We start from the raw sequence: 24,461 nt of genomic DNA on the forward strand, positions 1-24,461 counted from the left end.
GCGGGGCGAACGATAGGACGAACCATGCATAAACCACTCACTTTTCTGGCATCCCTGACCATTGCGGCCAGCCTTGCCCTGCCCGTTGCGGCCCAAGATGCACCGACCATCGATACAGTTGTCGCCTCCGTTAATGGCAAAGACATCACGCTGGGCCATATGATCGTGGCGCGCGCCAGCCTGCCCGAGCAGTATCAGCAGTTGCCGGACGACGTGCTTTTCACCGGCATTCTCGACCAGTTGATCCAGCAAACCGCGCTGGCTGATACCTTCACCGGCGATTTGCCGCCACGGGTGACGATCTCGATAGAAAATGAAACACGCTCCCTGACCGCAGGCGAGGTGGTCGAGGGCATCATGGCCGAGCCAGTGGCCGAGGATGCGATCAAAGCAGCCTATGACGAGCAATACGCCAACGCAGAGCCAACCGAGGAATACAACGCCTCGCATATTCTGGTTGAGACCGAAGAAGAAGCAAAAGCCATTCAGACCGAAATTGAAGGTGGCGCTGACTTCACCGAGATCGCCAAAGAGAAATCAACGGGCCCATCTGGCCCAAGCGGTGGTGAACTGGGCTGGTTCGGTGCCGGCATGATGGTTCCCGCTTTCGAGGCGGCAGTGGTCGAAATGGACACCGGCGCAGTATCCGACCCCGTCCAGACCCAGTTCGGCTGGCACATCATCAAGTTGAACGAAAAGCGCAAGAGTGAAGCGCCTGCTTTGGAAGATGTCCGCGAAGAGATTGAGCTGCAGGTGCGCCAGACTGATGTGCAAGCCGCCATCGAAAAGCTGACTGCCGATGCAAAAGTTGAAAAGAACGACGTCGAAGCCATCGACCCAGCCGTTCTGAAAAACCTCGACTGGCTGGAATAAACATGGGCAAATCACTTTCGGTTTCCCCGCTCGCCCCTGCGCAGTTCCCTGACCTGCCGGTTATTGAGGGCGTCCGCTTTGCCACAACGGCGGCGGGCGTCAAATATCAGGGGCGAACCGATGTGATGCTGGCGCTTCTGGCGCCGGGCAGTGCGGTTGCGGGGTCTTTCACGCGCTCTGCAACCCGCGCCGCGCCGGTGCTGGATTGTCAGGCCAAGATCAGCGGCGTCTCGGACGAAGGCGCTGCGATTCTTGTGAACTCCGGCAATGCCAATGCCTTTACCGGCAAGGGCGGCGTCGCGGCGGTTGAGGCGATTACCGCCGCCGTCGCCAAGGCCTGCGATGTGCCACAGTCCCGCGTCTTCACCTCCTCGACCGGGGTAATCGGAGAGCCTCTGCCCTATGAGCGGATCACAGCGGTATTAGGCGATCTGACCGCCAAGCTGGATGCTGGATCCATCGCCGAGGCCGCCAAGGCCATCATGACCACCGACACCTTCCCCAAAGGCGCCTCCGCCTCCGTCGAAGTGGATGGCAAGACCGTGAAGATCGCGGGCATTGCCAAAGGGTCGGGTATGATCGCGCCGGATATGGCGACGATGTTGGTCTATATCTTCACTGACGCGCAGATCGAGCAACGGGCTTTGCAGAACATTGTATCGATCCACACAGATGGCACTTTCAACTGCATCACCGTGGACAGCGACACCTCCACTTCTGACAGTCTGATCATGGCCGCGACCGGCGCCTCTGGTGTTGACGTAACCGAAAGCGAAGCGTTCAGCGATGCCCTGCACACGCTAATGCTTGACCTGGCACATCAGGTCGTGCGCGACGGTGAAGGAGCGACCAAATTTGTCGAGATCGCTGTTACAGGCGCCGCCAATGATGCCGATGCCAAGACCCACGCGATGTCGATTGCAAACTCGCCGTTGATCAAAACTGCTATTGCCGGCCAGGACCCGAACTGGGGCCGTGTGGTCATGGCGATTGGTAAGTCAGGCGCCGCCGCTGATCGGGACCGCTTGTCGATCCGCTTTGGCGATATCGAGGTGGCCAAGGACGGCTGGCGCAGCCCCAGCTACTCCGAAGAAGCCGCGGCCGCGCACATGAAGGGCGAAAACATCGTCATCGGCGTTGAACTCGGCTTGGGCGAAGGCACCGCAACGGTTTGGACCTGTGACCTGACCCACGGCTACATCGAGATTAACGCCGATTATCGGTCTTGAGGGCAAAGTGGTGAAAACTGTACTCGTCTCAGCCGTCGCCCTGATTGATGTAGACGGGCGGGTTTTGCTGGCACAACGTCCTGAAGGCAAACCAATGGCGGGCCTTTGGGAGTTTCCCGGCGGTAAGGTTGAGACGGGTGAGACGCCTGAAGCAGCGCTGATCCGCGAATTGCACGAAGAGCTTGGCATCGAGACCTGGCAATCGTGTCTGGCACCGCTGACCTTTGCCAGCCACAGCTATGATGATTTTCACCTGTTGATGCCGCTTTTTGCCTGCCGGAAATGGCAAGGCACGCCAGTAGCGCAGGAAGGCCAGACCTTGGCTTGGGTGCGGGCCGCGAACCTGCGCGATTATCCGATGCCCGCCGCTGATATACCCCTCGTGCCGATCCTTCGCGACTGGCTTTAGTTTCTCGTTAATGGTGTAAAAATTAACACATCGCTAATTATTTGAGCAGCTTTAAGACAATCTTGTAGATTTAGTGAGATTGTATCGTAGAATCACTTCAGGTTTGGGAGAGATCTACATGTTGCGTACAATTACCATGGGCTCGTGCATATCCGTTCAGGGCATCTTTGTTAAAACCATGCCAGATGGCCGGATTTGCGTTAAAGTTGATGACGTGGTGTTTTCGGGAAAACCGGTCACACGCTAAGCGTTACAGCGATATTTCAGTCGCCGGCGAACCAATTGCCGGTCACGGGCGTTTGCTCTCGAATAATTTGAGAAGCATATGCCCCAACAACGCATTACGATTGTCCTGAATTCAGCGTCTGGGCGTCACAATAGTACCGATCAAGAGACGACCTATCGTCGCGCGTTCGAGCATCACGGTTGCGATGTGCGCATCGTGCGGATCAGCGACTATGAAAGCGTCGAGGATGCAGCACGCGCAGCGCTGAGCAAAGCTGATCATACTTTGGTCGTCGCTGGCGGCGATGGCACTATCTGCGCTTTTGCCTCGGTTATGCTAGAGCATGACCGTCCCTTCGGCATCATTCCGTCAGGCACGTTCAATTATTTTGGTCGGTCGCTCGGTTTGCCCGAAGAGCTTGAGGCCGCGGTCGAATTGATTGTTACCGGCGCGGCAGGGCCGGTCGAAGCGGCGACGATTAACGGCAAAATGTTTCTGAACAATGCCAGCATCGGCGCTTATGCGGCAATCTTGCAGACCCGCGAGGGGATTTATAAGCGCTGGGGTCGCAGCCGGATTGCGGCCTATTGGTCTGTCGTAAAAGCGCTAGCGACATTTCGGGCGCCGCTGCACCTTGATGTGACGATTGATGACGTACATCGTAGCTTCAAGACGCCGCTTATCTTCATCATCAACAATGCCTTTCAGCTTGAGCAGATGGGGCTGGACGGCATCGACTGCATCCATTCCGGCAAAATGGTGGTGCTTCTCGCCCCAGACACCAATCGCTGGGGGCTCTTTAAACATGCGGCCGCCCTTGCTGTTGGATTGGCCAGAAAGCAAACGGATTACACCATGCATTGCGGGAAGGACGTCAATATCGTCATGAGGCGCGCCAGGCGGCCCGTCGCACGGGATGGCGAGTTGACCCGCATGGCAGGGCCATTTGAATTGCGCCGTACCAGCCGGCCCCTGCAAGTGATCATGGCGCCGGAGCGAACGGAGCAGGTCAGATGACCCGGCTCGTTCACCTTTCCGACCTGCACTTTGGCAAGGACCGCCCCGACTTGCTGGAGCCGCTGCTCACTGCTGCCGAAAACCTGAACGCCGACCTGGTGGTGATTTCGGGCGATCTGACACAGCGGGCGCGCCGGAGCGAATATCAGGAGGCCCGCGCGTTTATTGACCGTATTGCGGCGCCCGTTCTGTGCGTACCGGGCAACCATGACATCCCGATCCACCGCCCCTTCACGCGGTTCTTTGCGCCGTGGCGATATTACCGCAAATGGATTTCGGCGAACCTGACGCCCGTTGTCGAAACCGAGGACGCTTTGGTGGTTGGGCTGAATTCCGTTGATCGTTTCAGCTGGCAAACTGGCCGGATGAGTCGCGGTCGCCTGCGCAAGGCCTGCAAAGCGATGGAGGCCGCCGATCCCGGAAAGTTACGGATCATGGTCACGCATCACCCGCTCGACCATCCATCCGAGACAAAGAAAAAACCCATTCCCGGCGCGGCTGACGCGCTCGACAGGCTGATCACCTGTGGCGCGGATATGATCCTGTCGGGTCATCTGCACGTTTGGCATGCGGGCATGTTTGCCCACCGTGCCGGAAACAATGGCCAGCGCGTGGCAGTGCAGCTTCATGCAGGCACCAGCCTGTCATCGCGGGTGCGCGGCGAGCCGAACGATTTTAACCTGATCGATATTCGCACCACAGAAGTGGCGGTTGAGCGGATCAGTTTTAATGAAGAAGACCGGCGCTTCGAAAAGACAGAGGCCCGAACTTTCGAACGGGCCTCTGACAGAATAGTTCGGTAGCGCGGCTGCTTAGCTGAGCGTCCGCGTCACTTCCTCGCGCTCGAAAATCTCGATCACATCGCCGGGGCGGATGTCGTCGTAATTCTCGAATGCCATGCCACATTCCTGACCGGACTGCACATCGCGGACTTCGTCCTTGAAACGCTTGAGCGTTTTGAGCGAGCCTTCGTGGATCACGATGTCGTCGCGCAGCAGGCGCACACCGGCGCTGCGGCGGGCAGTGCCTTCGGTGACCAAGCAACCCGCGACTTTGCCGATGCCTGTGACCTTGAAGACCTCCTTGATCGAGGCATACCCTATGAAGGTCTCCTTGATCTCGTTGCTCAACAGGCCAGAAGCGGCGGCTTTCACGTCGTCCACAAGGTCATAGATCACCGAATAATACCGGATCTCGACGCCCTTTTGGTTGGCGGTGTTACGCGCTGAAGCGTTGGCACGGACGTTGAAGCCCATGATCGGCGCACCTGACGCTTCGGCCAGACCAACGTCGGTTTCCGTAATCGCGCCCACACCGGAGTGGAGAACACGCACGCGAACCTCGTCGTTGCCAATTTTTTCCATCGCCTGAACGATGGCCTCGGCGGAACCCTGAACATCGGCTTTCACCAAGATCGGTAGCTCGCTGACGCTCTGGTTGGCTTTGGCGTTGGCCATAAGCTGTTCCAGCGTTGTCGCGGCACCAGCGGCCGCACGTTTGTCTTTGGCCGCTTTCGAGCGATAGGTCGCGATTTCACGCGCCTGTGCTTCGGTTTCTGTCACGTTCAGTGCGTCGCCCGCTTCGGGTGTGCCGTTCAAGCCCAAAACCTCGACCGGAACAGACGGACCGGCCTCTTTGACACGCTCGCCTTGGTCATTGATCAGCGCACGGACCTTGCCGTATTGCTCACCCACAACAAAGATGTCGCCCTGACGCAGTGTCCCGTTCTTGATCAGAACAGTGGCAACCGGACCGCGACCGACATCAAGTTGAGCCTCGATCACGGCACCAACGGCAGCGCGATTTGGGTTGGCTTTCAGCTCAAGGATCTCTGCCTGCAAAGCAATCGCTTCGAGGAGTGTATCCAGACCTTGGCCCGTGACAGCCGAAACTTCCACGTCCTGAACATCGCCCGACATCTTTTCAACAATCACTTCATGCTGAAGCAGATCAGTGCGGACCTTGTCAGGGTTGGCCGAGGGTTTGTCGATTTTATTGATCGCCACGATCATCGGCACTTTCGCCGCTTTCGCGTGGTGAATTGCTTCGATGGTCTGAGGCATTACAGCGTCATCCGCTGCAACGACCAGAACCACGATATCGGTGACCTGAGCACCGCGTGAGCGCATCGAGGTGAATGCCGCGTGGCCGGGCGTATCGAGGAACGACAGGACCTGACCGCTTGCGGTTGTGACCTGATAGGCACCGATGTGCTGGGTAATGCCACCGGCTTCGCCAGCAACAACCTTTGCGTTCCGGATCGCGTCAAGCAGCGATGTTTTACCGTGGTCGACGTGGCCCATGATCGTAATGACCGGCGGACGGCCGACCAGATCCTTGGCATCGTCTTCTACGGTTTTGATCACGTCTTCGACGTCCGCATCAGAAACACGCACAACTTTGTGGCCAAACTCTTCGATGATCAGCTCGGCTGTGTCAGCGTCGATGACCTCGTTCTGGGTGACCATCATGCCGTTGTTCATCAATGCCTTAACAACTGCGCCGATTTTCTCGGCCATACGTGTCGCGAGTTCGGACACCACAATTGCTTCGGGCAGGTTGACGTTACGCACAATCTTTTCACGCTCGACCGAACCGCCCATCGCCTTTTGGCGTGCACGCTCCTGCTTGCGCTTCATCGCAGCCATTGACCGCTGACGACCACCTTCGCCGCCTGTAAGCGCTTGGTTCAGCGTCAGCTTGCCACCACGACGGTTGTCATCGCCTTGGCGGTTGCGCTTGTCTGTATCCTCACGGTCACGTTCGGTTTTCCGTGCGGGTGCCGGTGCGGGTGATTTCGCATTGGCTTGTTTGGAGGCGACAGGATCGGACGGCGCAGCAGCAGCCTGAGCGGCAGCCTCTGCTTCGTTCTTGCGGCGTTCGTCTTCCTCGGCTTTCGCCTTGAGGCTTTCCTCGCGCTCGCGCTCTTCAGCCTCTTTGGCTTCCAGCTCGGCCCGACGGCGCTCGCGATCTTCGGCGCGCGCCTTCTCTTCGGCTTCGCGCTGAGCGGCCTCTTCGGATTCGCGGGCCTTGGCGGCCTGAACCGCCTTCAGGCGGCGATCCATTTCAGCATCTGTGATGCCTGCGGGACGCTTGGAGGGGTCACCAACAGGGCCGGCTCCCGGCCCACTCGGCTTTTGGCCACCCGGTTTGGGGACCACAACGCGCTTGCGCTTGGTTTCGACCACAACGTTTTTGGTCCGCCCATGGCTAAAGCTCTGCTTTACATTGCCCGGGCGTGCGCTGCCGCGCAGACCCAAAGTCTTCTTGCCGTCACTATCGCTCATCTAGCTCGTCTATCCTTTCGGCTGGCCCTTGCCAGCCTCGTTATCGCGCACGCCTCGTAGTCGTTGGGCTTCCTCTACAACACGTTGCGTGAGTCCACCAGAGGCGAGCGCCCCATGTATCACAGTTTGGCGACCGAATGCCAAACCCAATTCATCTGCGGTCAGCCACCCGATATAGTGGCCATAATGCGGAGTGCTCAGCTTGCTTTTACCGCGCCCTGAGCCGTCTACCGCCTGTATCAATACTTCGGCCTCTTCGGTCTGCAACCAGCCTTTGACCTTTTCGTATCCCGCTACGGCCTTACCGGCCTTGCGTTGCAGCGAAATCAAATCAACGACCCGCCGCGCCAATTGCCGTTCTACCTCGTCTGGCAGATCTTCGGCTACCTTCACGGGCTGCTTGGCGGCCCGTGAAAACAAGTTCTTTTTCGTTGCCAGCTCCAGGGCGGCCCGATCAGCGGCGACATACATGCCGCGCCCGGGAAGCTTGCCCAGTACATCCGGGAAAACCTGACCATCCGGCCCCACCACGAAACGCACCAACCCATACTTAGGTTGGACTTCGCCCGTGGCAATGCACTTGCGGTCAGGACCGTCTGTCCGGTCGTTCGGAGCGCCATTGCGACCCATCAGGAAACCTCGAGGCCTGCGATCAGGCCTCGATTTCCTCGCTGGCTTCGTCGTCTTCGGCGTCGCCTTCCAGATCGCTCGGATCAACCCAGCCCAGCATGACCCGTGCGGTCATGATCATTTTCTGTGCTTCCTCAAGGGTCACTTCGAATGGTTCCAGCGTGCCGTCATCCTTCACGCGCTCGCCATTCTCGGTAGTCCAACCGCCAGCCAGCTCCCAATCGGCGCAGGTGGCGAAATCTTCGAGCGTTTTTACATCGTCTTTGGCAAGTGCCTCTAGCATCTGGGGTGTCAGGCCTTCAAATTCAACCAGGCTATCTTCGACACCCAAGGCACGGGCCGCATCCAGCGCCGCTTTGTTCTGCGCTTCCAGCACATCCTGTGCGCGGGCTTGCAATTCCTTCGCGGTATCTTCGTCAACACCGTCGATTACCAGCAGTTCGTCAACTTCGACGTAAGCCACCTCTTCGAGGTTTGTGAAGCCTTCGGAGACCAGCAACTGGGCGAAGAATTCATCGAGGTCGAGGTTGTCCATAAACAACTTGGTGCGCAGTTCGAACTCGGCCTGACGGCGCTGGCTCTCTTGCGCCTCTGTCATGATGTCGATGTCGAGACCGGTCAGCTGTGACGCAAGGCGGACGTTCTGGCCACGACGACCAATCGCCAGCGAAAGCTGTTCTTCGGGCACAACGACTTCGATCTTGCCTGCTTCTTCGTCAAGAACCACCTTGGTGACCTCGGCGGGCTGCAATGCGTTCACGAGGAAGGTTGGCTGGTCTTCGTTCCACGGGATGATGTCGATCTTTTCACCCTGCAATTCGTTTACCACGGCCTGAACGCGCGAACCGCGCATACCGACACAGGCACCGACCGGATCGATCGAGCTGTCATAGCTGATCACCGCAATCTTGGCGCGCGAACCGGGGTCGCGGGCAACGGCTTTGATCTCGATGATGCCGTCATAGATCTCGGGCACTTCCATCTTAAACAGTTCGGCCATGAATTCAGGTGCCGTACGGCTCAGGAAAATCTGTGGGCCGCGCTGCTCGCGACGGACTTCTTTGATATAGACACGGATACGGTCGTTCGGGCGATAGCTTTCGCGGCCGATTTTCTCGTTGCGACGCAGGATCGCTTCGCCTGCACCAACATCAACGATGACGTTGCCATATTCTTCGCGCTTGACCTGACCGTTGATGATTGTACCGGCACGGTCTTTGAATTCTTCGTACTGACGGTCACGCTCGGCTTCACGGACCTTTTGCAAGATCACCTGCTTGGCGGACTGCGCAGCAATCCGGCCCATTTCCACGGGCGGTACTTCGTCAACGATCTCATCGCCGATTTCTGGCGCTGTCTTCTGCTCGACATCCTGCATCGCGGCGTTATCGGCCTCGGTCGGGACGCGCATTAAAAAGCGGCGGATCGGGCGCGAAACAGCGCCTTCTTCCTCAGAGACTGACATGCCTTTGACCACAACGATCGGCGTGCGTGAGGCTTTGACAGTTTCAGCAGCCTGCTCGGGCGTAAACTCGGACTGGTAGTTTTCCAGAATATCTTCGGCAACCACGGTGCGGACGCGGGTGAATGTCGCGCGGCCGGTCTTGCGGTTGATCGACACGCGAATGTCCATCTCGGCGCCGTAGCGGGATTTGGCCGCACGGGCCAAGGACTCTTCCATTGCTTCGACCACCAAACCGGGGTCGATCATCTTTTCACGCGCTACAGCTTCGGCAGTTTGCAACAGCTCGAGCTGGTTGGCAGATGTAATGGCCATCAGTTTTCTCCCTCATCAGACTCGTCGGTCTGGATCTCATCAAACTTTGTTTCGTCAATTGCGCCCGATGCCTTGCGCTGGCGCAGCATCTCGCGAATCAGTTCGTCGGTCAGGACCAGCTTGGCGTCAGTCAACCATTCGAACTTGAGGCCAATGGTGCCCTCTTCGACGTTGATCAACACCTCGTCACCCTCGACACCGGCCAGCTCGCCTTTGAACCGGCGGCGGCCATCAATCAATTCTTCAGTTTCGATCTTGGCCTCATAGCCCTCGAAAGCTTCAAAATCCTTGAGGCGGGTCAAAGGCCGGTCAATGCCGGGGCTGGAAACTTCGAGCGTGTATTCATCAAGGATCGGATCCTCAACGTCCAGCGTGGCCCCGATGGACTGGCTGATCAGCGCAAGATCATCGACCTCGATACCGCCATCAGGGCGGTCGGCCATGATCTGCAAAATGGTGGATTTGCCCGACATCAGCCGAACGCGCACCAATTCGAATCCCAGATCCTCGATCACCGGAGTGATGATCTCGGCCATACGGCGGTCAATGGCGGCTTTGGCGATTAAGTCGTTGTTGGACATAGTTTCCTGCAAGCACAAAAAAACGGGCGCGCGGCCCGTGTTCAAGATCGGTGGAGCGTTTGGTTTGGACCCGAACGCGCCGCTGTTGAAGGGGATATAGGCTGATTGCGCCAAGACTGCAAGCCCAGTGATCAGGGCCCCGAAAGGCGGAGTGCGTAAGGGCGCGACATTCAGCCGAGCAGCGTTATCCGAACCACCAGCGTTCAGCAGCGCGCAGATTATCCATGCTGCGCTGGGTGCCAATCTGTGCCGGATGCGCCAGATCGCGATTTGCCGCACAGCCCTTGGCCACCATCAACCCGCGATCGCAGCCTTTATGCCCGACAGGCAGATCAGCGGCATCAACGAGATACTCCTCTAGCGCCTGCACCCGCACCTGCGGCGCCGGGATCGACACCAGCTCAACCTCGTCAAACCAACCCGCCTGTCCGTCTTTGTAGTGGCTGGCAGCGCGCGTTGCGATCACCTGCTGTCCAGCGGCGAAATGGCGAAGCTGGTAGAGCCCCGTGCCGATACCCGCCATCGGCGCATGGGCGGACCGGATGATGAACTCGGGCGCAGAAAGCCGCAGCGGCAAACCGGCGTCAGGCTCATCCAGCGTAATTTCCAGTCGGTCTTTGCCACGCTCGGTGATCACGGCACCCGATCCCAGCGCGCCCCGCAGGCTGAACGCCACATCCCGCGCCGTAACCCGCGCCCCGTCATGAAAAAGCACATCAGGCCGCAGATCAAACTGCCAAACGTGGCCCAGCGCATCGGAGCGCCAATCCACCGCCAGCTCGCCGCGCAATGTACCGTCGGCGGCAAGCTCGGTCAGTGTGTCAAAGATCAGCCCCTGCCGCGCGACCTGCATGAACAGCCCGTCACCCTGCGCCCAGGTATCGCTGCGCATCGCTCCTGAAAGCGCCACCCGAAACCGCCCGCCTTGACGTGGGGCGCCTGCCGCAGAAACGCCTGTCGCGGCGAGCAAAGCGGCCGCTGCCGCGCTGGAAAATAGCGCGCGTCGGTCAAGCTGGGGGCGGCCTTTGGTCATGCTGCTGCAATCCGGTCCATGGCACGCACCAATTCGCCGCTGATACCCGGCTCCGATAGGGCGTGCCCTGCATTGCGCACCATCTTCAACTCACCAGCAGGCCATTTTTGCACAATGTCATAGGCGCTTTTGGGCGGGCAGATCATGTCATAGCGGCCCTGCACCACGATGCCGGGAATATGGGCAATCCGGTCCATATTTGTCAAAAGCTGACCATCAAACTCCAGGAAACCCGCATTGGTGAAATAATGATTCTCCAACCGCGAAAAGGCGCGGGCATATTCCGATGGCCCCTCATGGCTGCTGCCAGATGAATGAATCGAGGCCAGCGCATTTTCCCACGCCGCCCAGGCCCGTCCATACTTCTGCTCGGTCGGCAGATCGCCGGAGAACAAGCGGCGGTGATAAGCTGCGATCATATCGCTGCGCTCGTCTTCGGGGATCAGCGCGATAAACCGCGCCCAAACCTCGGGCCAGAATTTGCCCGCCCCGCCGCCATAAAACCAGTCGAGCTCGGCTTGGGTCATCAGAAACACGCCGCGCAGAACCAGATTGCGCACCGCTTCGGGATGGGCCTGCGCATAGATCAACGCCAGCGTCGCCCCCCAAGATCCGCCAAACACCACGAATTTCTCAATCCCCAGCGTCGAGCGAATCAGCTCGATATCCGCCACCAGATGCCATGTCGTATTGTCGGTGACCGAGGCATGGGGCCGCGAGCGCCCGCAGCCGCGCTGGTCAAACAACACAACGCGGTATTTTTCAGGATCAAAATAGCGCCGCATCGACGGGCTGCACCCGCCCCCGGGACCGCCATGGAGCACCACAACGGGGATACCTTCGGGGTTACCACACTGCTCGACATAGACCTGATGGCCTTGGCCAACCGCCAGCATCCGCTGGTCAAACGGATCAATCGGCGGATAAAGGTACTGCACCGCGTGCTTTTGGTCGGGAAACTTGTCCATGGACGCCCTATATAAACTGTCAGCTCAAGAAGAACACAGGGAGAGCAAAATGCAAGGGCAGCGATCAACCGTAGATACCGCTGAAGTCGCGAAATTCGAGGCAATGGCGGCCGAGTGGTGGGATCTGAACGGCAAGTTCAAGCCGCTGCACATGCTCAACCCCTGCCGGCTCGACTATATCACCAGTCAGATTGCAGGCGAGTTTGATCGTGATCTTGCGGAGGCACAGCCGTTCAAGGGCTTGCGGATACTCGATATCGGCTGCGGCGGCGGCTTGCTCTCCGAGCCGATGGCGCGATTGGGGGCAGATGTTGTGGGCGCCGATGCGGCGGCGGGCAATATCCCTGTTGCGCAGGTTCATGCCGAACAGTCGGGCCTAGAGATCGATTACCGCCACAGCACCGCCGAAGCACTGGTCGAAGCGGGTGAGCAATTCGACATTGTGCTGAATATGGAAGTGGTGGAGCACGTCGCCTCGCCGATCGATTACCTGACCGCCTGCCGCGCACTGCTCAAACCCGGCGGGTTGCACATCTGCTCGACGCTCAACCGCAATCCAAAATCGTTTATGATGGCGATCGTCGGTGCCGAACATGTGATGCGCTGGTTACCCAAAGGCACGCATGAATGGTCCAAATTCATCACGCCAGACGAGTTGTTTGACCTGCTGACCCGCGCAGGGCTGGAGCCGGTTGATCGTAAGGGCTTTGTGTTCAATCCAATTGCTTGGACATGGCGGCTGTCGGATCGCGACTTGAGCGTGAATTACGTTACTGCGAGCCTCAAGCCTGCTTAATCGAGCTGACGCCTGATCTCGCGCAGGATTGGCAGCGCGGCGCGCGCCTGCTCTTCGCCGAGCTTTTCAACAACCTGATTGATCATCGGCGTAATCGCCGAGACCGCATTCACATGTGCGAGCCGCCCAGCGGGACTGATCCCCACCATCTTGCGCCGCGCATCGTCCCAATCGGGGCGGACGTGGATATATCCGGCCCATTCCAGCTTGTTGAGGGTATTGGTCATTGCGCCGCGGGTGACATTAAAAGTTTCGGCCAATTGCGCCGGAGAACGTTCGCTGCCGTGCCACGCGAGACTGTTGAGCACCGAGAAATGTGAGATTTCCATCCCCTTGGGCAGCACCCGCGTCAGTCGGTTGCGCACACTTTGATCGGCTGCCAGCAATTCGCTGAACAACTGGATCGCGAGGGTATTTTTCTCATCACTCATCAACTCAACCGGTTAGGGGCCTGAAAACGCGCGGCGATTGGTCAAGCTTGGTACCTTGCGCCGCGTCGCCTCGATGCTTTGTATATCCAGATCAACGGTATAGACGCCAGCCTCGGTGCCTGCGTCAAGCAGCACAGTGCCCCAAGGATCAATTGCCAGCGAATGGCCGTAGGTGTCGCGGGTTTTATGCGTCGCGCTGGCGTGGGTGCCGGTTTGCGCCGGTGCCAGCACAAAACACCCCGTTTCAATCGCCCTTGTGCGCAGCAGGCTGTGCCAGTGCGCAGCACCGGTGACGGGAGAGAAAGCCGCAGGTGCGGTCAATATCTGTGCGCCCGCCCCCGCCAATGCTTGGTAAAGGGCGGGGAATCGCATGTCGTAGCAAATGCTCAGGCCCAACTTGGCGAAACCGGTCTGTGCCACCACCGCCTGTGCGCCCGGACGGTAGCCAGCCGATTCGCGGTAAGTTTCGGTCTCGTTGATATCGACGTCGAACATATGGATTTTATCATAACGCGCCGCGATGTCGCCCGCAGGGGAGATCAGGAAACTCCGGTTGGCAAAGCGGCCGTCGGCATCGCCGGTTTTCAAGCCGAGCGATCCGATCAGCAGCCAGATGCCGGTTTCTGCCGCAACAGCACGCAGGGCGGCGAGGGTGATGTCGTCGTCTTCCAGTTGCAGGACATCATTCTGATGCGCGCGGCTGGTAGAAACACAGTTGGTTACTTCGGGGGTCAACACAAATTCAGCCCCCTGCGCTGCTGCATCGCGCACCATTTTCAGGGTCACCGGCAAGTTTGCCCCCGGATCATCCGACACGTTCAATTGCAGCAGCGCGACTTTCATCACGAGGCCAGCAGCGCGTCGAGTTTGCCTGCACGTTCCAGCGCGTGCAGATCGTCGGAGCCGCCAACATGGATATCGCCGATGAAAATCTGCGGCACCGTGCGGCCACCATTGGCGCGCTTGATCATCTCGGCCTTACGCTCGGGATTGGACAGCACATCAATCTCGGAAAAGCTGACGCCTTTGTTGGACAAAAGCCGTTTTGCAGCGTGGCAAAAACCGCAAAGTGGCGAGGTATAAAGTTCGACTGTTTTCATTTTTTGGATCTCTTTAATCGGAGGAGTAGCCCTTGATCTAGGTCTCTTTTGCCACGCGCGCCAGTGTTACGACTGAAATCGGTCCGGAACCGGCTGCCAGACAGGCGTTTGCGCAGGCGCTTAAGGTAGCGCCGGTGGTCATCACATCGTCTACTAAAAGCACGGGACGCCCGATCATCCTTTGACTGCGTCCGGTGGTGATACTGATCGCATCGTGCAGGGTATCCCACCGCTCCCGCGCGGTCATCCCGTCAAGCGTTTGGGTAGATTTGTACCGCCTGAGCAGATCAGGACACCAACTCATCTCCATTCGCTTGGCTAATGCAGCCGCGAGCAGCGCCGACTGGTTATACCGCCGCCGCAACAACCGCCGCGGATGAAGGGGCACAGGGGCAATTATTGCGTTTTCGGGGATCCGGCCAGCGATGGCATTGTGCATCCACAGCGCGGCAGGCTTGGCGATCTCCTGCCGGTCGCCGTGTTTTAGCGCCAGCACCAGTTTGCGCCCCACACCTGTATAAATCAGCGCCGCACGCCCTAACTCCCACGGGCGCGGATAGTGCAAACAGTCGTCGCAGGCGGCGGCCTCGGCCCCGATAAAGCCGGGCAAAGGAATGCCGCAGCCATCACAAACAGCGCCGCCGATGAAGCTTGTTTCGCTCCAGCACGGGCCGCACAAGCCAAAGTCACTGTCGACGCGGTCGCCGCAGGTCAGGCACCGTGCGGGATAAATCGCATCCAACGCTGTTTGAATTCCTGCCAACAACGTCATATTGACCTCCTATGACCGCGCACCCCACCATGACCGACCTCACTGCCCTTGATCGCTACCGCGCCCGCGCCACGGCGGCGGGGATGTTTCTGCACGAAGCAGCTGCGGATGATCTGCAGGATCGCCTAGGCATGGTTAATAAATCCTTTCGCCAAGGCGTCGTGGTCAGCGGGTTTCCTGACTTTTGGGCAGCGCGGTTTCCCGAGCTTGAAATGCTGGCCGCGCAGGAAACTCTCGCGCTTGAGCCTACCTCGCAGGATTTGGTGATCCACGCGATGGCACTGCACTGGGCCAATGATCCCGTTGGCCAGTTGATCCAATGCCGGCGGGCTTTGCGACCTGACGGGCTGATGCTTTCGGTGGGCTTTGGCGGGCAGACCTTGACCGAACTACGCGCCTGTCTGGGCCAAGCCGAAGCTGAAGTGCGTGGAGGCATGTCACCCCGCGTGGCTCCGATGGCAGATTTGCGCGATATGGGCGCTTTGCTACAACGTGCGGGCTTTGCCCTGCCGGTGGCCGATAGCGTGACGATCCTCGTTGAATATAGCGATGCCTGGCATTTGATGCGCGATTTGCGAGCGATGGGCGAAACCAATGCGCTTGAAGCCCGCCTGCGCCGCGCCACCGCGCGCAGCGTGCTGACCCACGCAGCCGAGCTTTACCAATCACATTTTGCCAAAGATACTGGCCGGATCACCGCGACTTTTGAGCTGGTTTTTCTTGCTGGTTGGGCGCCTGACGCCAGCCAGCAAAAACCTCTGCGGCCTGGATCGGCCCGCCAAAGTCTGGCCGCAGCGCTGAGTACAGACGAGACGAAGCTACCGATTTGACGCTAAGCTGACGAACCACTCCACTTTATTCCGTTCTAAGGATCTTTCTATGCAGGCCGCCCGCCCCGACCACAGCGCTGCTGACCATCCGAAACTGCCCAAACAAAAGGTCGGCGTGTTGCTGGCCAACCTTGGAACGCCCGACAACTACGACTACTGGTCGATGCGCCGTTACCTTGGCGAGTTTTTAAGCGACCGCCGCGTGATTGATTACAGCCCGTGGCTCTGGCAGCCCTTGTTGCAGTTGGTGATCCTGAGCAAACGGCCCTTTACCAGCGGTGCCGCCTACAAATCAATTTGGAATCATGAAGCGGACGAAAGCCCCTTGATGACCATCACCAAAGCCCAGACAGCCAAAATCTCGCAAGCGATGCAGGCGCGGTATGGCGACGATGTGATGGTCGAGTTTTGCATGCGCTATGGCAATCCCTCGACCCGTTCAAAGGTCGCGGCAATGACCGCTGCGGGCTGCACCAAAATCCTGTTCTTCCCGCTTTACCCGCAATACGCCGGAGCGACCTCTGCTACTGCTTGCGATGCGTTCTTTGCCGCCCTTGGCCACGAAAAATGGCAACCAATCGCGCGTGTTGTGGAGCCATACTTCGACCGACCGGGTTATATCGAGGCTTTGGCGCAATCTGTTGAAAAAGCCTATGAAAATTTGGCGCGTAAGCCCGATATCCTGATCTGTTCCTACCACGGCGTGCCGATCCGCTACCTGATGGAGGGCGATCCCTACCACTGCCAGTGCCAAAAAACCACGCGCCTGCTGAAAGAGCGACTCGGTTGGGCCGATACCGAGATCATGACGACCTTCCAGTCCAAGTTCGGGCCCGAAGACTGGCTCCAGCCTTACACGGTTGAGGAAGTGGCGCAGCAGGCTGAGGCGGGCAAGAAAAGCATCGCAATCTGTGCGCCTGCCTTCTCGGCTGATTGCATCGAAACGTTGGAAGAGATCAACGAAGAAATCCGCGAAAGCTTTGAACACGCTGGCGGCGAGCAGTTTACCTACATCCCCTGCCTGAACGACGATGACGCCCATATCGCTGCGTTGTCGGATGTAATTGCAGAGAATCTGCAGGGGTGGGTCAGCTAAGCGGCTGATTCCACACCCTGAAAACAGAAAAGGCGGCGCCAAAGCACCGCCCTTTCCAATTTAGTAACCGTTACCGATTAGTCGGAAGCAACAGCAGCAGCAACCAGAGCCAGCAAGATCAGCGGGATCAGGATACCAGCCGAAGAAGAAGTAGCTTCTTCAACGATAACCGGCGCTTCGATGATCGGATCAGCCAGCGAGCCAGCAAATGCAGTCGATGCAGCAGCAGACAGAGCAGCGGCGAGAACGAGTTTTTTCATATTCATAACCTCCAGAAAAGGCGTGTTGCACAACGTACAATCACGCACCCAAGACTTACCTCGTGAAACTTTGTAAACAGCATAACTTGAGGATTGCAAACCCGGATTCAGGATTCAGTCCCCACAATCAGTGTTATGTCGTCAAATTAGCAACACTTGAGTGCCCACATTGGCCATGCCGAAGAGCTCGGTAATATGCTCGTTATACAGACCGATGCAGCCATTGGACGAACGGCGGCCGATCTTGCGTGTGTCATGGGTGCCGTGGATCCGGTAATAGGTCCAGCTGAGGTACAGCGCGTAAGGCCCAAGCGGGTTGTCAGGGCCCGGTCCGATCACGGCTGGCCACTCGGGGTTCCGTTCCAGCATCGACGGCGTCGGGCGCCATGTAGGGGCCGTAACCTTCTGGGTGACGCTCGTGCGACCACGGCGGGTCAGCTCTTCGGTCAGTGGTACGCTGGAGGGGTAGAGCTTATAAATGCTCTGATCTTCGGACCAGTAATGCACTGCGCGGCTGTCGATATCGACAAGGATCGCGCCATTGCGGGTGTTGGAGAAATACGGCTGCCAGTCCAGCATACGAAAGCTGGAGATGTTGCGCGGTACGGATTCTGTCAGGTCACGTTCGGCTTCGGTCGTGGCGGCAGAATTAACCGATGACGTGTTTTGAGCCAGTGCCGGAGTTGCCAACAGGGCTGCGCTGCCTGCAAGGAACGTCCGGCGGCTGGGGTAAGGAAATCTCTTGTCAGACATGTGTATGTCTCCGTTGAGGGTATGGAATAATTCTGTGCACTATATGGCTTGAATGCCGCAGTTTCAAATCAAAGCCGCGTCATCAAGCAGAGTCACGCCGATGTGCGTTTGAACTGCAACGCCACGCCATGTAAGGACGTGCAAACCAAATTGCGTGGAGCTGCGCCATGATCCGTCTACTTTCTATTCTTCTTTCTCTCACGATTGCCCTCGCGGCTTGTGTTCCTGCATCCACGCCCAATGGGTCAGACGGCAGATCAAACCCTCGCGCCTATCGCATCGACCGGGCTGATGCCGGAAAGATTCAGTTCCGTATGGTTGATTCGATTAACGCACTGCGTAGTTCCGCAGGTGTTGCCCCGATCCAGCTGGACGCCAAGCTGAACGCTGCAGCAGCGACACACTCCCGTGATATGTCGGTGCAGAACCGTCCATGGCACTTCGGCTCAGACGGGTCGTCACCTTTGGACCGTATCCGCCGCGTTGGCTACACTGGCCCGCTGGTCGGCGAGAATATCTCCGAGACCTACGAGACCGAGCTTGAGACTTTGGCCGCGTGGATGGAACAGCCCGACACCCGCCGCATCATCATGACAGAAGAATCCCGCAACATGGGTTTCTCATGGCACCAGGAATCCGGCGGCAAAATCTGGTGGACGCTGGTAATGGGCGGCTAAACAAAAATGGGCGGCCCACAAGGCCGCCCGTTTTTGCAGATCAGGGTTTCTACCAGAAATCCTAGGGCGTGATCAGGATCGGGGTTCCGTCACGCACCATCGCATAAACATCTTCAATCTCTTTGTTTTTTACCGAGATGCAACCCCACGTCCAATCATGCTTGAGGAATTTGCGCGGGTCCTGCTGGCCGTGGATAAAGATATCCCCACCAGGTGACTTACCCATTTCCTGCGCGCGCATCCGGTCCAACTCGTTGGGGTAAGAAATCCCGACGGACAGGTGGAATTTGCTATTCGGGTTACGCCGGTCGATGGTGTAAATACCTTCGGGCGTGCGTCCGTCACCCTCGAACGTCTTATGGCCCACGGGCGCAAAGCCAAGCTGAATGTCGTACTGCTCCAGCACCCGGTCATGGTGCAGCAGCATCATTTTGCGGTCGGTTTTGTTCACCACAACATAGGTGACCTCCGGCCCCCTATATTTCTTGAATTTGGTCTGACTACACGCTCCGAGCGCCACCAATGCAGTGCCGCCCAGAATCAATGTCCTGCGATTCATGTCCCTTGCCCTTTGCCTGCGGCCTTTTTGGCCATTTTTTCAGGGACTAGCATATATCGCGGAGTTTATCATTCAAAAAGAGGTGAACAGCGGCCTGCACGTCGGCCTGAAGCAGGTTCGCAACAAAACGCCGATACCGGTATTCCGTAACGTACTTAGGCAGGTTTTGTGAGGCAGGCGGCCAGCTCGACATGGCTGGACCAGCGGAACTGATCCACCACCTGTATCCACTCCAGCACATAGCCCGCCGCGACCAGAACCGCCGCATCGCGGGCAAAAGACACCGGGTTACACGAGACATAGGCCACTTTTGCAACCTTACTGCGCACAATCTCGGCAATCTGCGCCTCGGCTCCGGCGCGGGGCGGGTCAAGTACAACGGCGTCGATCTTAGCCAGCTCATCCGGCAACATTGGACGTCGGAACAGATCGCGGGTTTCGGTGGTCACCGGTTTTAGCCCCTTGGCCATCCGCCAGCCCTTGTCCAAGGCGGCCAGCATCGGCTCTTCTGATTCGACCGCATGAACGGAGGCATGCAGCGCCAGCGGCAGCGCGAAGGTCCCGACACCGGCAAATAGATCAACGATATGCGCCGCATCGCCAACCGCTTCCCTGACCGCGTGCAGCAGTGCCGCCTCGCCGTGGGCGGTCGCCTGAAGGAAAGCACCTGCGGGGGGCGTGACATCTGCCCTGCCCATGCGCAGCACCGGCGGCACCCGTTGGGCAATCGTTTCGCCCTCCCACGTCAGCCGCGCCAGACCCGTCTTTTCACAAAGCTCGGCCAGCTCCTGACGAAGAGGTCCGTCGAGCTCCTTGCCGTTTTCGACCGAAACATCGAGCCCGTTATCACAGGCCGTCAAAGTCACCGCCAAGGCAGCCTTGCGGCTGGTACCGATCACGGCAAGCTGTTCGGCAATCGGAAGTCCGGCCATCACAGCAGGAGAGAGCAACTTGCAGTCGGGGATTTCGATAATCACATCCGAGGCACGCCCGTGAAAACCGACCATCGCCGCCTTTTTGGTGCGCCGCGCGGTAACTGTGGCCCGTCGGCGCGATTGCGGCGGCGAAGTTTTAATCGGGCGGAACGTCGTTTCCAACCCATGTGCCGTCAAAGCGTGCCGGACAAAATCAACCTTCCACTCCGCCACAAATGGATCAGAAGCATGTTGCAGCAGGCACCCGCCGCAAGACTTGAAATGGCGGCACGGCGGGGCCACCCGCTCCGCCGAAGGGGTGATGATACGCACATCGCGCAGCGTTTGGCCTTCAAGCGTGCCTGAAACCAGTTCGCCGGGAAGGGTTAGCGGGGCATAGACCGGACCTTCGGCGATCCCGTCGCCGTGATGACCAAGTCTGTGGATTTTATATTCGCTCATGCACAGGCCATAGCGTGAGCGGCGCTGTTGCGAAAGGCTCTATTCTGCGGCGTCCATGCTGAGGAACCCGCCGGACTGGCGCTGCCAATACCGCGCGTAAAGCCCGTCTTGCGCCAAGAGAGCCGCGTGTGTGCCATGCTCGGCAATGCCGCCTTGATCCATGACCACGATCCTATCCATCTCGGTCAAGGTCGAGAGCCGGTGCGCGATGGCCAGAACGGTCTTGCCCTGCATCACTTGCTCCAATGCCGACTGGATCGCGGCTTCGACCTCACTGTCGAGCGCGCTTGTCGCTTCATCCAGCACCAGAATAGGCGCGTCTTTGAGGATAGCGCGGGCTAAGGCTATGCGTTGGCGCTGCCCGCCAGAAAGCTTGACGCCTCGCTCCCCCAGATGTGCGTCATAGCCGCGCCCGCCCCTGTGGTCCTGCAATTCAAGAATGAAATCATGCGCCTCAGCGCGTTTGGCGGCCTCCATCACTTCGGCATCTGTCGCGTCAGGTTTGCCGTAGCGGATGTTGTCCATCGCCGAGCGGTTGAACATCGCAGTTTCCTGCGTGACCATGCTGATATTCTGCCGCAAACTCTCCTGAGTGACATCGGCGATATCGGTCCCGTCGATCAAAATGCGCCCCTCCTCTGCTTGATAGAGCCGCAAGAGCAGCGAAACCAAGGTTGATTTCCCCGCGCCCGAGGCACCGACGATGCCGAGTTTTTCGCCCTGCCCGATGGTCAGATCGATCCCGCCAATGCCGCCCTTTTCACGACCATAGGCAAAGCCCACATCTTGAAACGCGATTTCGCCGCCTACGACCACCAGATCCTGCGCATCTTGGGCGTTCTCCACCCGCACCCGCGGGGTCAGCGTCCGCATGCCGTCTTCGATTTCGCCGACATTGGAGTAAATCGCCATCAGCGTGAAGCTTACCCAGCCGGTCATCTGCGCAATCCGGATCGAGATCGCGCCTGCCGCAACGATATCGCCCTCGCTCGCAATGCCGCGCTGCCACAGCAGAAGGGTGCTGCCGATCAGCAGAACCGGTAACAATCCCGCAAGGCTCATCAGCGCCAGCCGGAAGCCTGCAGCCAGATACCCGAAATCAAGCGCGCGTTGCCGGAAGGTACCCATCGCGCCCAAGGCGGCACGGTCCTCGAAATCGGCATGGGCAAAGAGCTTGACGGTTTTGATGTTGGTGATGGTATCGACCACCTGCCCCGACACCATCGCCCGCGCGCCCGCACGGGCAGCAGATCGCGCGCGCACCCGTGGCAGAAACCAGTTGATCAACCCGAAATAGAGCACCAGCCAAACGGTAAAGCCCAAAGCAATCCGCCAATCGATCCCGACCAACAGCGCGACCGAGCCAAAAAGCGACGCCAACGCAAAGGCCACAACGTTGATCACTTCCGAGGCGACATCCGTGACCGCGCGGGCTGCTTGCATTTGTTTTTGCGCAATCCGTCCCGCAAAATCGTTGTCGAAAAACACCACGTTCTGACCCAGCGTCCAGCGGTGCAACCGCGACAAGACCAGCGGGTTCAGGTTTGGTTGGACCATGATCGCGTTCGAGGCCGAGGACAGACCAAAGAGCACCGGACGGGCGATCAGAAAAAACGCTACCGCGCCTAAAATCAGCGCCAGATTGCTGCCGTCAAAGAAACGCTCGGGGCCCGAAGCGCTCGTGGCATCAATCACCTTGCCTAAAATCCAAGCGGTTCCCGCTTCCATCATGCCTGCCGCAGCCGACAAAAACGCCGCCAGCCACAACACGGGCCAAGCGCCGGAAAGGCACCACTTCATGAACGCCCACAGGGTTTCAGGGGGCGCGCCATCTGCCGCCCGAAACGGTTTTATCCAATCTGAAACCATCACGCGTCATCTTCTGTTTGCAGGAAACCACCTGACTGACGGCCCCAGAAGCCAGCATATAGCCCGCCCTGCGCCAAAAGCGCGTCATGGCTGCCCTCTTCGGCGATCTTGCCACCATCCAGCACCAAAATCCGGTCCATCTCGGCGATGGTGGACAGGCGGTGGGCAATCGCGATCACCGTTTTGCCCGCCATCATACCATAAAGCGTTTCTTGAATGGCCGCTTCCACTTCGCTGTCCAATGCGCTTGTCGCCTCGTCGAGCAGCAGGATCGGCGCATCTTTCAGGATGACCCGCGCCAAGGTGATGCGTTGGCGTTGGCCGCCTGACAGCTTTACGCCCCGCTCCCCGACCCGCGCGTCATAACCGCGATTGCCCTCCGGATCGGACAGATCGAGGATGAACTCATGCGCTTGCGCCTGTTTGGCGGCGGCGATCATCTGGGCTTCGGTGGCCTCGGGGCGCCCGTAGAGGATGTTGTCGCGCACCGACCGATGCAGCAGCGAGCTGTCCTGTTGGACCATCCCGATACGCTGGCGCAAGCTGTCTTGTCGGACTTTGGTGATGTCCTGCCCGTCGATCAATATTTGCCCTGCGTCGGGATCGTAGAACCGCAACAGCAGTTTGACCAAGGTCGACTTCCCCGCGCCCGAACGGCCCACGAGGCCGATCTTTTCACCGGGCTGGATTGTCAGACTAACCCGCTCCAACCCGCCGGACCCGCGCCCGTAGTGGTGGCTGAGTTTCTTGAGCTCGATCCGCCCATCGGTCAGCTTTAGCGGTTTGGCGTCAGGATCATCCGTGAGGTGGATGGGCTGTGCGATGGTCTCCATCCCTTCGGCAACGACACCCAGCTCGCGGAAAAACGACGAAAGCGCCCACATGATCCACGCGGTCATCGAATTCAGCCGCAGGGTGAGCGCCGCAGCAGCAGCGACCACGCCAACACTGGCCTCCCCGTTGGTCCATAAAGCCATCGCCCAGCCGATAACGCCGACAATCAACAAGCCGTTCAGCGCCACCAAAGTCACATCCATGATGGTGAAGATCCGCATCTCGACCTGAAATGTTTTACGCGCGTTTTCAATTGCATCTCGGGCAAATTCGACCTCCAGATCATGATGTGCAAACATCTTGACCGAATGGATGTTGGTATAGGCGTCTACCACGCGCCCCGTCACTTGCGACCGCGCATCCGAAGCGGCCTTTGACGCAGGACCGACCCGCGACACGGTCCACGCAACCAGCCCGCCATAAAGGACGAACCAGCCAAAAAGCGGGATCAAAAGCCGCAGATCAGAGGTGGAGAGCAAGATCGCCGCGCCGATCATATAGGCAAGCGAGTAGGAGATTGCATCAAAGACCTGAAACACCACCTCGCCCGCTGCTGGGGGTGTCTGCATGATGCGGTTGGCGATCCGGCCAGCGAAGTCATTCTCAAACCAGCCGACCGATTGGCGCAACACCTGCCGATGCGCCCGCCAGCGGATTAGCGTGCCGAAATTCGGCAGGATGGTGTTGTTGAGCAAGGCCACATCCAGTCCCTGCAGCACCGGACGGACCAGCACGATAAACAGCGCCACGAGCAGCAGTTCGGTCCCGTAGTCGGCCCACATTCGCGCCGGATCACCGCCCAGCAAATCCACGATTCGGCCCATGTAATAGATCAGCCCGATCTCGATTGCAGCGACAACGATCGACATCGCCGCCGTCAGTGCGAAAACCTTTTGAAACGGGCCGGCATAGGCGCGCATGAATGGCCAAAGCCGTTGGGGCGGGGCGTTGTCTTCGGCGTAATCGGTGTAGGGATCGACAAGATTTTCAAAAAAACGGAACATGAAAGGGAGTCCAATAACTTGAATATACGAAATGTTCAGGCGCTGCATTTGCAGGCCTGCCGTGGATGGTGGTT

The 24,461-nt window shown here is 58.6% G+C and carries 26 protein-coding genes; 10 read left to right on the plus strand and 16 right to left on the minus strand.

Annotated elements, in window-relative coordinates; genetic code table 11:
- Window positions 1–24 precede the first annotated feature (24 nt).
- The 6 genes from BM174_RS08305 to BM174_RS08325 all read left to right on the plus strand — a co-directional run bounded on the left by BM174_RS08305 (window position 25) and on the right by BM174_RS08325 (window position 4,557).
- Window positions 25–873 carry a peptidylprolyl isomerase gene (locus BM174_RS08305; RefSeq protein WP_093923388.1) on the plus strand — a complete coding sequence of 283 codons (849 nt, stop codon included), beginning with the start codon at window positions 25–27 and terminating at the stop codon, window positions 871–873.
- A 2-nt stretch (window positions 874–875) separates the two neighbouring features.
- Window positions 876–2,102 carry a bifunctional glutamate N-acetyltransferase/amino-acid acetyltransferase ArgJ gene (gene argJ, locus BM174_RS08310; protein WP_093923389.1) on the plus strand — a complete coding sequence of 409 codons (1,227 nt, stop codon included), beginning with the start codon at window positions 876–878 and terminating at the stop codon, window positions 2,100–2,102.
- A 10-nt stretch (window positions 2,103–2,112) separates the two neighbouring features.
- Entirely contained in the window at window positions 2,113–2,511 is a 399-nt protein-coding gene (locus BM174_RS08315; RefSeq protein ID WP_093923390.1) for a (deoxy)nucleoside triphosphate pyrophosphohydrolase, read from the plus strand.
- 118 nt (window positions 2,512–2,629) lie between these two features.
- Window positions 2,630–2,758 (plus strand): hypothetical protein, encoded by a 129-nt coding sequence (locus tag BM174_RS21580; RefSeq protein ID WP_273458308.1) that lies wholly within the window; start codon window positions 2,630–2,632, stop codon window positions 2,756–2,758.
- 78 nt (window positions 2,759–2,836) lie between these two features.
- A complete protein-coding gene (locus BM174_RS08320; protein ID WP_093923391.1) occupies window positions 2,837–3,754 on the plus strand; it encodes a diacylglycerol/lipid kinase family protein in 918 nt (305 codons plus the stop codon).
- The gene (locus BM174_RS08325; protein WP_093923392.1) at window positions 3,751–4,557 is read left to right on the plus strand and encodes a metallophosphoesterase family protein; all 807 of its coding nucleotides are present in this window, start codon (window positions 3,751–3,753) and stop codon (window positions 4,555–4,557) included. Before BM174_RS08320 ends, BM174_RS08325 begins: the two co-directional genes overlap by 4 nt.
- Before the next feature lie 9 nt (window positions 4,558–4,566).
- Here BM174_RS08325 and infB read toward each other — a convergent pair whose 3' ends face one another.
- The 6 genes from infB to pip all read right to left on the minus strand — a co-directional run bounded on the left by infB (window position 4,567) and on the right by pip (window position 12,030).
- Window positions 4,567–7,041, minus strand: a complete 2,475-nt coding sequence (gene infB / locus BM174_RS08330; RefSeq protein ID WP_093923393.1) for a translation initiation factor IF-2 — start codon at window positions 7,039–7,041, stop codon at window positions 4,567–4,569.
- 9 nt (window positions 7,042–7,050) lie between these two features.
- Window positions 7,051–7,671: an RNA-binding protein gene (locus tag BM174_RS08335; protein WP_093923394.1), complete on the minus strand. Its 621-nt coding sequence runs from the start codon at window positions 7,669–7,671 to the stop codon at window positions 7,051–7,053.
- Window positions 7,672–7,693: 22 nt separating this feature from the next.
- Window positions 7,694–9,448 carry a transcription termination factor NusA gene (nusA, locus tag BM174_RS08340; RefSeq protein ID WP_093923395.1) on the minus strand — a complete coding sequence of 585 codons (1,755 nt, stop codon included), beginning with the start codon at window positions 9,446–9,448 and terminating at the stop codon, window positions 7,694–7,696.
- Window positions 9,448–10,029, minus strand: coding sequence for a ribosome maturation factor RimP (gene rimP, locus BM174_RS08345; RefSeq protein WP_093923568.1), 582 nt, complete (start codon window positions 10,027–10,029; stop codon window positions 9,448–9,450). Before rimP ends, nusA begins: the two co-directional genes overlap by 1 nt.
- A 184-nt stretch (window positions 10,030–10,213) precedes the next feature.
- Complete coding sequence (locus BM174_RS08350; RefSeq protein ID WP_093923396.1) at window positions 10,214–11,062, minus strand: ABC transporter substrate-binding protein; 849 nt, start codon at window positions 11,060–11,062, stop codon at window positions 10,214–10,216.
- Window positions 11,059–12,030 (minus strand): prolyl aminopeptidase, encoded by a 972-nt coding sequence (pip, locus tag BM174_RS08355; protein ID WP_093923397.1) that lies wholly within the window; start codon window positions 12,028–12,030, stop codon window positions 11,059–11,061. The genes BM174_RS08350 and pip overlap by 4 nt, the downstream gene beginning before the upstream one ends.
- 49 nt (window positions 12,031–12,079) lie before the next feature.
- Here pip and ubiG point away from each other — a divergent pair, with 49 nt between their 5' ends.
- Window positions 12,080–12,826 (plus strand): bifunctional 2-polyprenyl-6-hydroxyphenol methylase/3-demethylubiquinol 3-O-methyltransferase UbiG, encoded by a 747-nt coding sequence (gene ubiG, locus BM174_RS08360; RefSeq protein WP_093923398.1) that lies wholly within the window; start codon window positions 12,080–12,082, stop codon window positions 12,824–12,826.
- Here the strand turns inward: ubiG and BM174_RS08365 are convergent.
- Genes BM174_RS08365 through BM174_RS08380 form a run of 4 tightly spaced genes read right to left on the minus strand, consistent with a single transcriptional unit; the run spans window position 12,823 to window position 15,129 of the window.
- Window positions 12,823–13,257: a MarR family winged helix-turn-helix transcriptional regulator gene (locus BM174_RS08365; protein WP_093923399.1), complete on the minus strand. Its 435-nt coding sequence runs from the start codon at window positions 13,255–13,257 to the stop codon at window positions 12,823–12,825. The two genes, ubiG and BM174_RS08365, sit on opposite strands and share 4 nt — an antisense overlap.
- Before the next feature lie 12 nt (window positions 13,258–13,269).
- Window positions 13,270–14,100: a carbon-nitrogen hydrolase family protein gene (locus BM174_RS08370; RefSeq protein WP_093923400.1), complete on the minus strand. Its 831-nt coding sequence runs from the start codon at window positions 14,098–14,100 to the stop codon at window positions 13,270–13,272.
- Entirely contained in the window at window positions 14,100–14,357 is a 258-nt protein-coding gene (gene grxC / locus BM174_RS08375; protein ID WP_093923401.1) for a glutaredoxin 3, read from the minus strand. The genes BM174_RS08370 and grxC overlap by 1 nt, the downstream gene beginning before the upstream one ends.
- 37 nt (window positions 14,358–14,394) lie before the next feature.
- Complete coding sequence (locus BM174_RS08380; RefSeq protein WP_093923402.1) at window positions 14,395–15,129, minus strand: double zinc ribbon domain-containing protein; 735 nt, start codon at window positions 15,127–15,129, stop codon at window positions 14,395–14,397.
- An 11-nt stretch (window positions 15,130–15,140) separates the two neighbouring features.
- On the opposite strand from BM174_RS08380, the gene BM174_RS08385 reads away from it, so the two are divergent.
- Together BM174_RS08385 and hemH are read left to right on the plus strand one after the other, a co-directional pair.
- Window positions 15,141–15,959: a methyltransferase domain-containing protein gene (locus tag BM174_RS08385; protein WP_093923403.1), complete on the plus strand. Its 819-nt coding sequence runs from the start codon at window positions 15,141–15,143 to the stop codon at window positions 15,957–15,959.
- A 49-nt stretch (window positions 15,960–16,008) separates the two neighbouring features.
- The gene (hemH, locus tag BM174_RS08390) at window positions 16,009–17,055 is read left to right on the plus strand and encodes a ferrochelatase (RefSeq protein WP_093923404.1); all 1,047 of its coding nucleotides are present in this window, start codon (window positions 16,009–16,011) and stop codon (window positions 17,053–17,055) included.
- Window positions 17,056–17,132: 77 nt separating this feature from the next.
- On the opposite strand, the gene BM174_RS08395 is transcribed toward hemH, so the two are convergent.
- A complete protein-coding gene (locus tag BM174_RS08395; RefSeq protein WP_093923405.1) occupies window positions 17,133–17,315 on the minus strand; it encodes a hypothetical protein in 183 nt (60 codons plus the stop codon).
- Between the two features lie 141 nt (window positions 17,316–17,456).
- On the minus strand, window positions 17,457–18,068 hold the full coding sequence (locus tag BM174_RS08400) for a L,D-transpeptidase (RefSeq protein ID WP_093923406.1): 612 nt from the start codon (window positions 18,066–18,068) through the stop codon (window positions 17,457–17,459).
- 167 nt (window positions 18,069–18,235) lie between these two features.
- Here BM174_RS08400 and dalA point away from each other — a divergent pair, with 167 nt between their 5' ends.
- Window positions 18,236–18,745: a divisome-associated lipoprotein DalA gene (dalA, locus tag BM174_RS08405; RefSeq protein WP_093923407.1), complete on the plus strand. Its 510-nt coding sequence runs from the start codon at window positions 18,236–18,238 to the stop codon at window positions 18,743–18,745.
- A gap of 61 nt (window positions 18,746–18,806) precedes the next feature.
- On the opposite strand, the gene BM174_RS08410 is transcribed toward dalA, so the two are convergent.
- The 4 genes from BM174_RS08410 to BM174_RS08425 all read right to left on the minus strand — a co-directional run bounded on the left by BM174_RS08410 (window position 18,807) and on the right by BM174_RS08425 (window position 24,387).
- The gene (locus BM174_RS08410) at window positions 18,807–19,304 is read right to left on the minus strand and encodes a L,D-transpeptidase family protein (RefSeq protein ID WP_093923408.1); all 498 of its coding nucleotides are present in this window, start codon (window positions 19,302–19,304) and stop codon (window positions 18,807–18,809) included.
- Window positions 19,305–19,459: 155 nt separating this feature from the next.
- Window positions 19,460–20,680: a class I SAM-dependent RNA methyltransferase gene (locus BM174_RS08415; protein ID WP_093923409.1), complete on the minus strand. Its 1,221-nt coding sequence runs from the start codon at window positions 20,678–20,680 to the stop codon at window positions 19,460–19,462.
- A 39-nt stretch (window positions 20,681–20,719) separates the two neighbouring features.
- Window positions 20,720–22,552 (minus strand): ABC transporter ATP-binding protein, encoded by a 1,833-nt coding sequence (locus BM174_RS08420; RefSeq protein ID WP_093923410.1) that lies wholly within the window; start codon window positions 22,550–22,552, stop codon window positions 20,720–20,722.
- On the minus strand, window positions 22,549–24,387 hold the full coding sequence (locus BM174_RS08425) for an ABC transporter ATP-binding protein (RefSeq protein WP_093923569.1): 1,839 nt from the start codon (window positions 24,385–24,387) through the stop codon (window positions 22,549–22,551). Before BM174_RS08425 ends, BM174_RS08420 begins: the two co-directional genes overlap by 4 nt.
- Window positions 24,388–24,461: the final 74 nt, after the last annotated feature.

Origin of the sequence: Sulfitobacter brevis, assembly GCF_900112755.1 — a bacterium.
Classification (GTDB): Bacteria; Pseudomonadota; Alphaproteobacteria; order Rhodobacterales; family Rhodobacteraceae; genus Sulfitobacter; species Sulfitobacter brevis.

Bases quoted from the DNA above. Each gene is read 5' to 3' on its own strand.
- BM174_RS08400 (WP_093923406.1), bottom strand. From the start codon at position 18,068: ATGTCTGACAAGAGATTTCCTTACCCCAGCCGCCGGACGTTCCTTGCA.
- BM174_RS08415 (WP_093923409.1), bottom strand. From the start codon at position 20,680: ATGAGCGAATATAAAATCCACAGACTTGGTCATCACGGCGACGGGATC.
- BM174_RS08350 (WP_093923396.1), bottom strand. From the start codon at position 11,062: ATGACCAAAGGCCGCCCCCAGCTTGACCGACGCGCGCTATTTTCCAGC.
- pip (WP_093923397.1), bottom strand. From the start codon at position 12,030: ATGGACAAGTTTCCCGACCAAAAGCACGCGGTGCAGTACCTTTATCCG.
- hemH (WP_093923404.1), top strand. From the start codon at position 16,009: ATGCAGGCCGCCCGCCCCGACCACAGCGCTGCTGACCATCCGAAACTG.
- grxC (WP_093923401.1), bottom strand. From the start codon at position 14,357: ATGAAAACAGTCGAACTTTATACCTCGCCACTTTGCGGTTTTTGCCAC.
- BM174_RS08305 (WP_093923388.1), top strand. From the start codon at position 25: ATGCATAAACCACTCACTTTTCTGGCATCCCTGACCATTGCGGCCAGC.
- nusA (WP_093923395.1), bottom strand. From the start codon at position 9,448: ATGGCCATTACATCTGCCAACCAGCTCGAGCTGTTGCAAACTGCCGAA.
- BM174_RS08410 (WP_093923408.1), bottom strand. From the start codon at position 19,304: ATGAATCGCAGGACATTGATTCTGGGCGGCACTGCATTGGTGGCGCTC.
- BM174_RS08365 (WP_093923399.1), bottom strand. From the start codon at position 13,257: ATGAGTGATGAGAAAAATACCCTCGCGATCCAGTTGTTCAGCGAATTG.
- BM174_RS08370 (WP_093923400.1), bottom strand. From the start codon at position 14,100: ATGAAAGTCGCGCTGCTGCAATTGAACGTGTCGGATGATCCGGGGGCA.
- BM174_RS08380 (WP_093923402.1), bottom strand. From the start codon at position 15,129: ATGACGTTGTTGGCAGGAATTCAAACAGCGTTGGATGCGATTTATCCC.
- infB (WP_093923393.1), bottom strand. From the start codon at position 7,041: ATGAGCGATAGTGACGGCAAGAAGACTTTGGGTCTGCGCGGCAGCGCA.
- BM174_RS08320 (WP_093923391.1), top strand. From the start codon at position 2,837: ATGCCCCAACAACGCATTACGATTGTCCTGAATTCAGCGTCTGGGCGT.
- argJ (WP_093923389.1), top strand. From the start codon at position 876: ATGGGCAAATCACTTTCGGTTTCCCCGCTCGCCCCTGCGCAGTTCCCT.
- BM174_RS08425 (WP_093923569.1), bottom strand. From the start codon at position 24,387: ATGTTCCGTTTTTTTGAAAATCTTGTCGATCCCTACACCGATTACGCC.
- BM174_RS08385 (WP_093923403.1), top strand. From the start codon at position 15,141: ATGACCGCGCACCCCACCATGACCGACCTCACTGCCCTTGATCGCTAC.
- dalA (WP_093923407.1), top strand. From the start codon at position 18,236: ATGATCCGTCTACTTTCTATTCTTCTTTCTCTCACGATTGCCCTCGCG.
- BM174_RS08335 (WP_093923394.1), bottom strand. From the start codon at position 7,671: ATGGGTCGCAATGGCGCTCCGAACGACCGGACAGACGGTCCTGACCGC.
- BM174_RS21580 (WP_273458308.1), top strand. From the start codon at position 2,630: ATGTTGCGTACAATTACCATGGGCTCGTGCATATCCGTTCAGGGCATC.
- BM174_RS08395 (WP_093923405.1), bottom strand. From the start codon at position 17,315: ATGAAAAAACTCGTTCTCGCCGCTGCTCTGTCTGCTGCTGCATCGACT.
- ubiG (WP_093923398.1), top strand. From the start codon at position 12,080: ATGCAAGGGCAGCGATCAACCGTAGATACCGCTGAAGTCGCGAAATTC.
- rimP (WP_093923568.1), bottom strand. From the start codon at position 10,029: ATGTCCAACAACGACTTAATCGCCAAAGCCGCCATTGACCGCCGTATG.
- BM174_RS08325 (WP_093923392.1), top strand. From the start codon at position 3,751: ATGACCCGGCTCGTTCACCTTTCCGACCTGCACTTTGGCAAGGACCGC.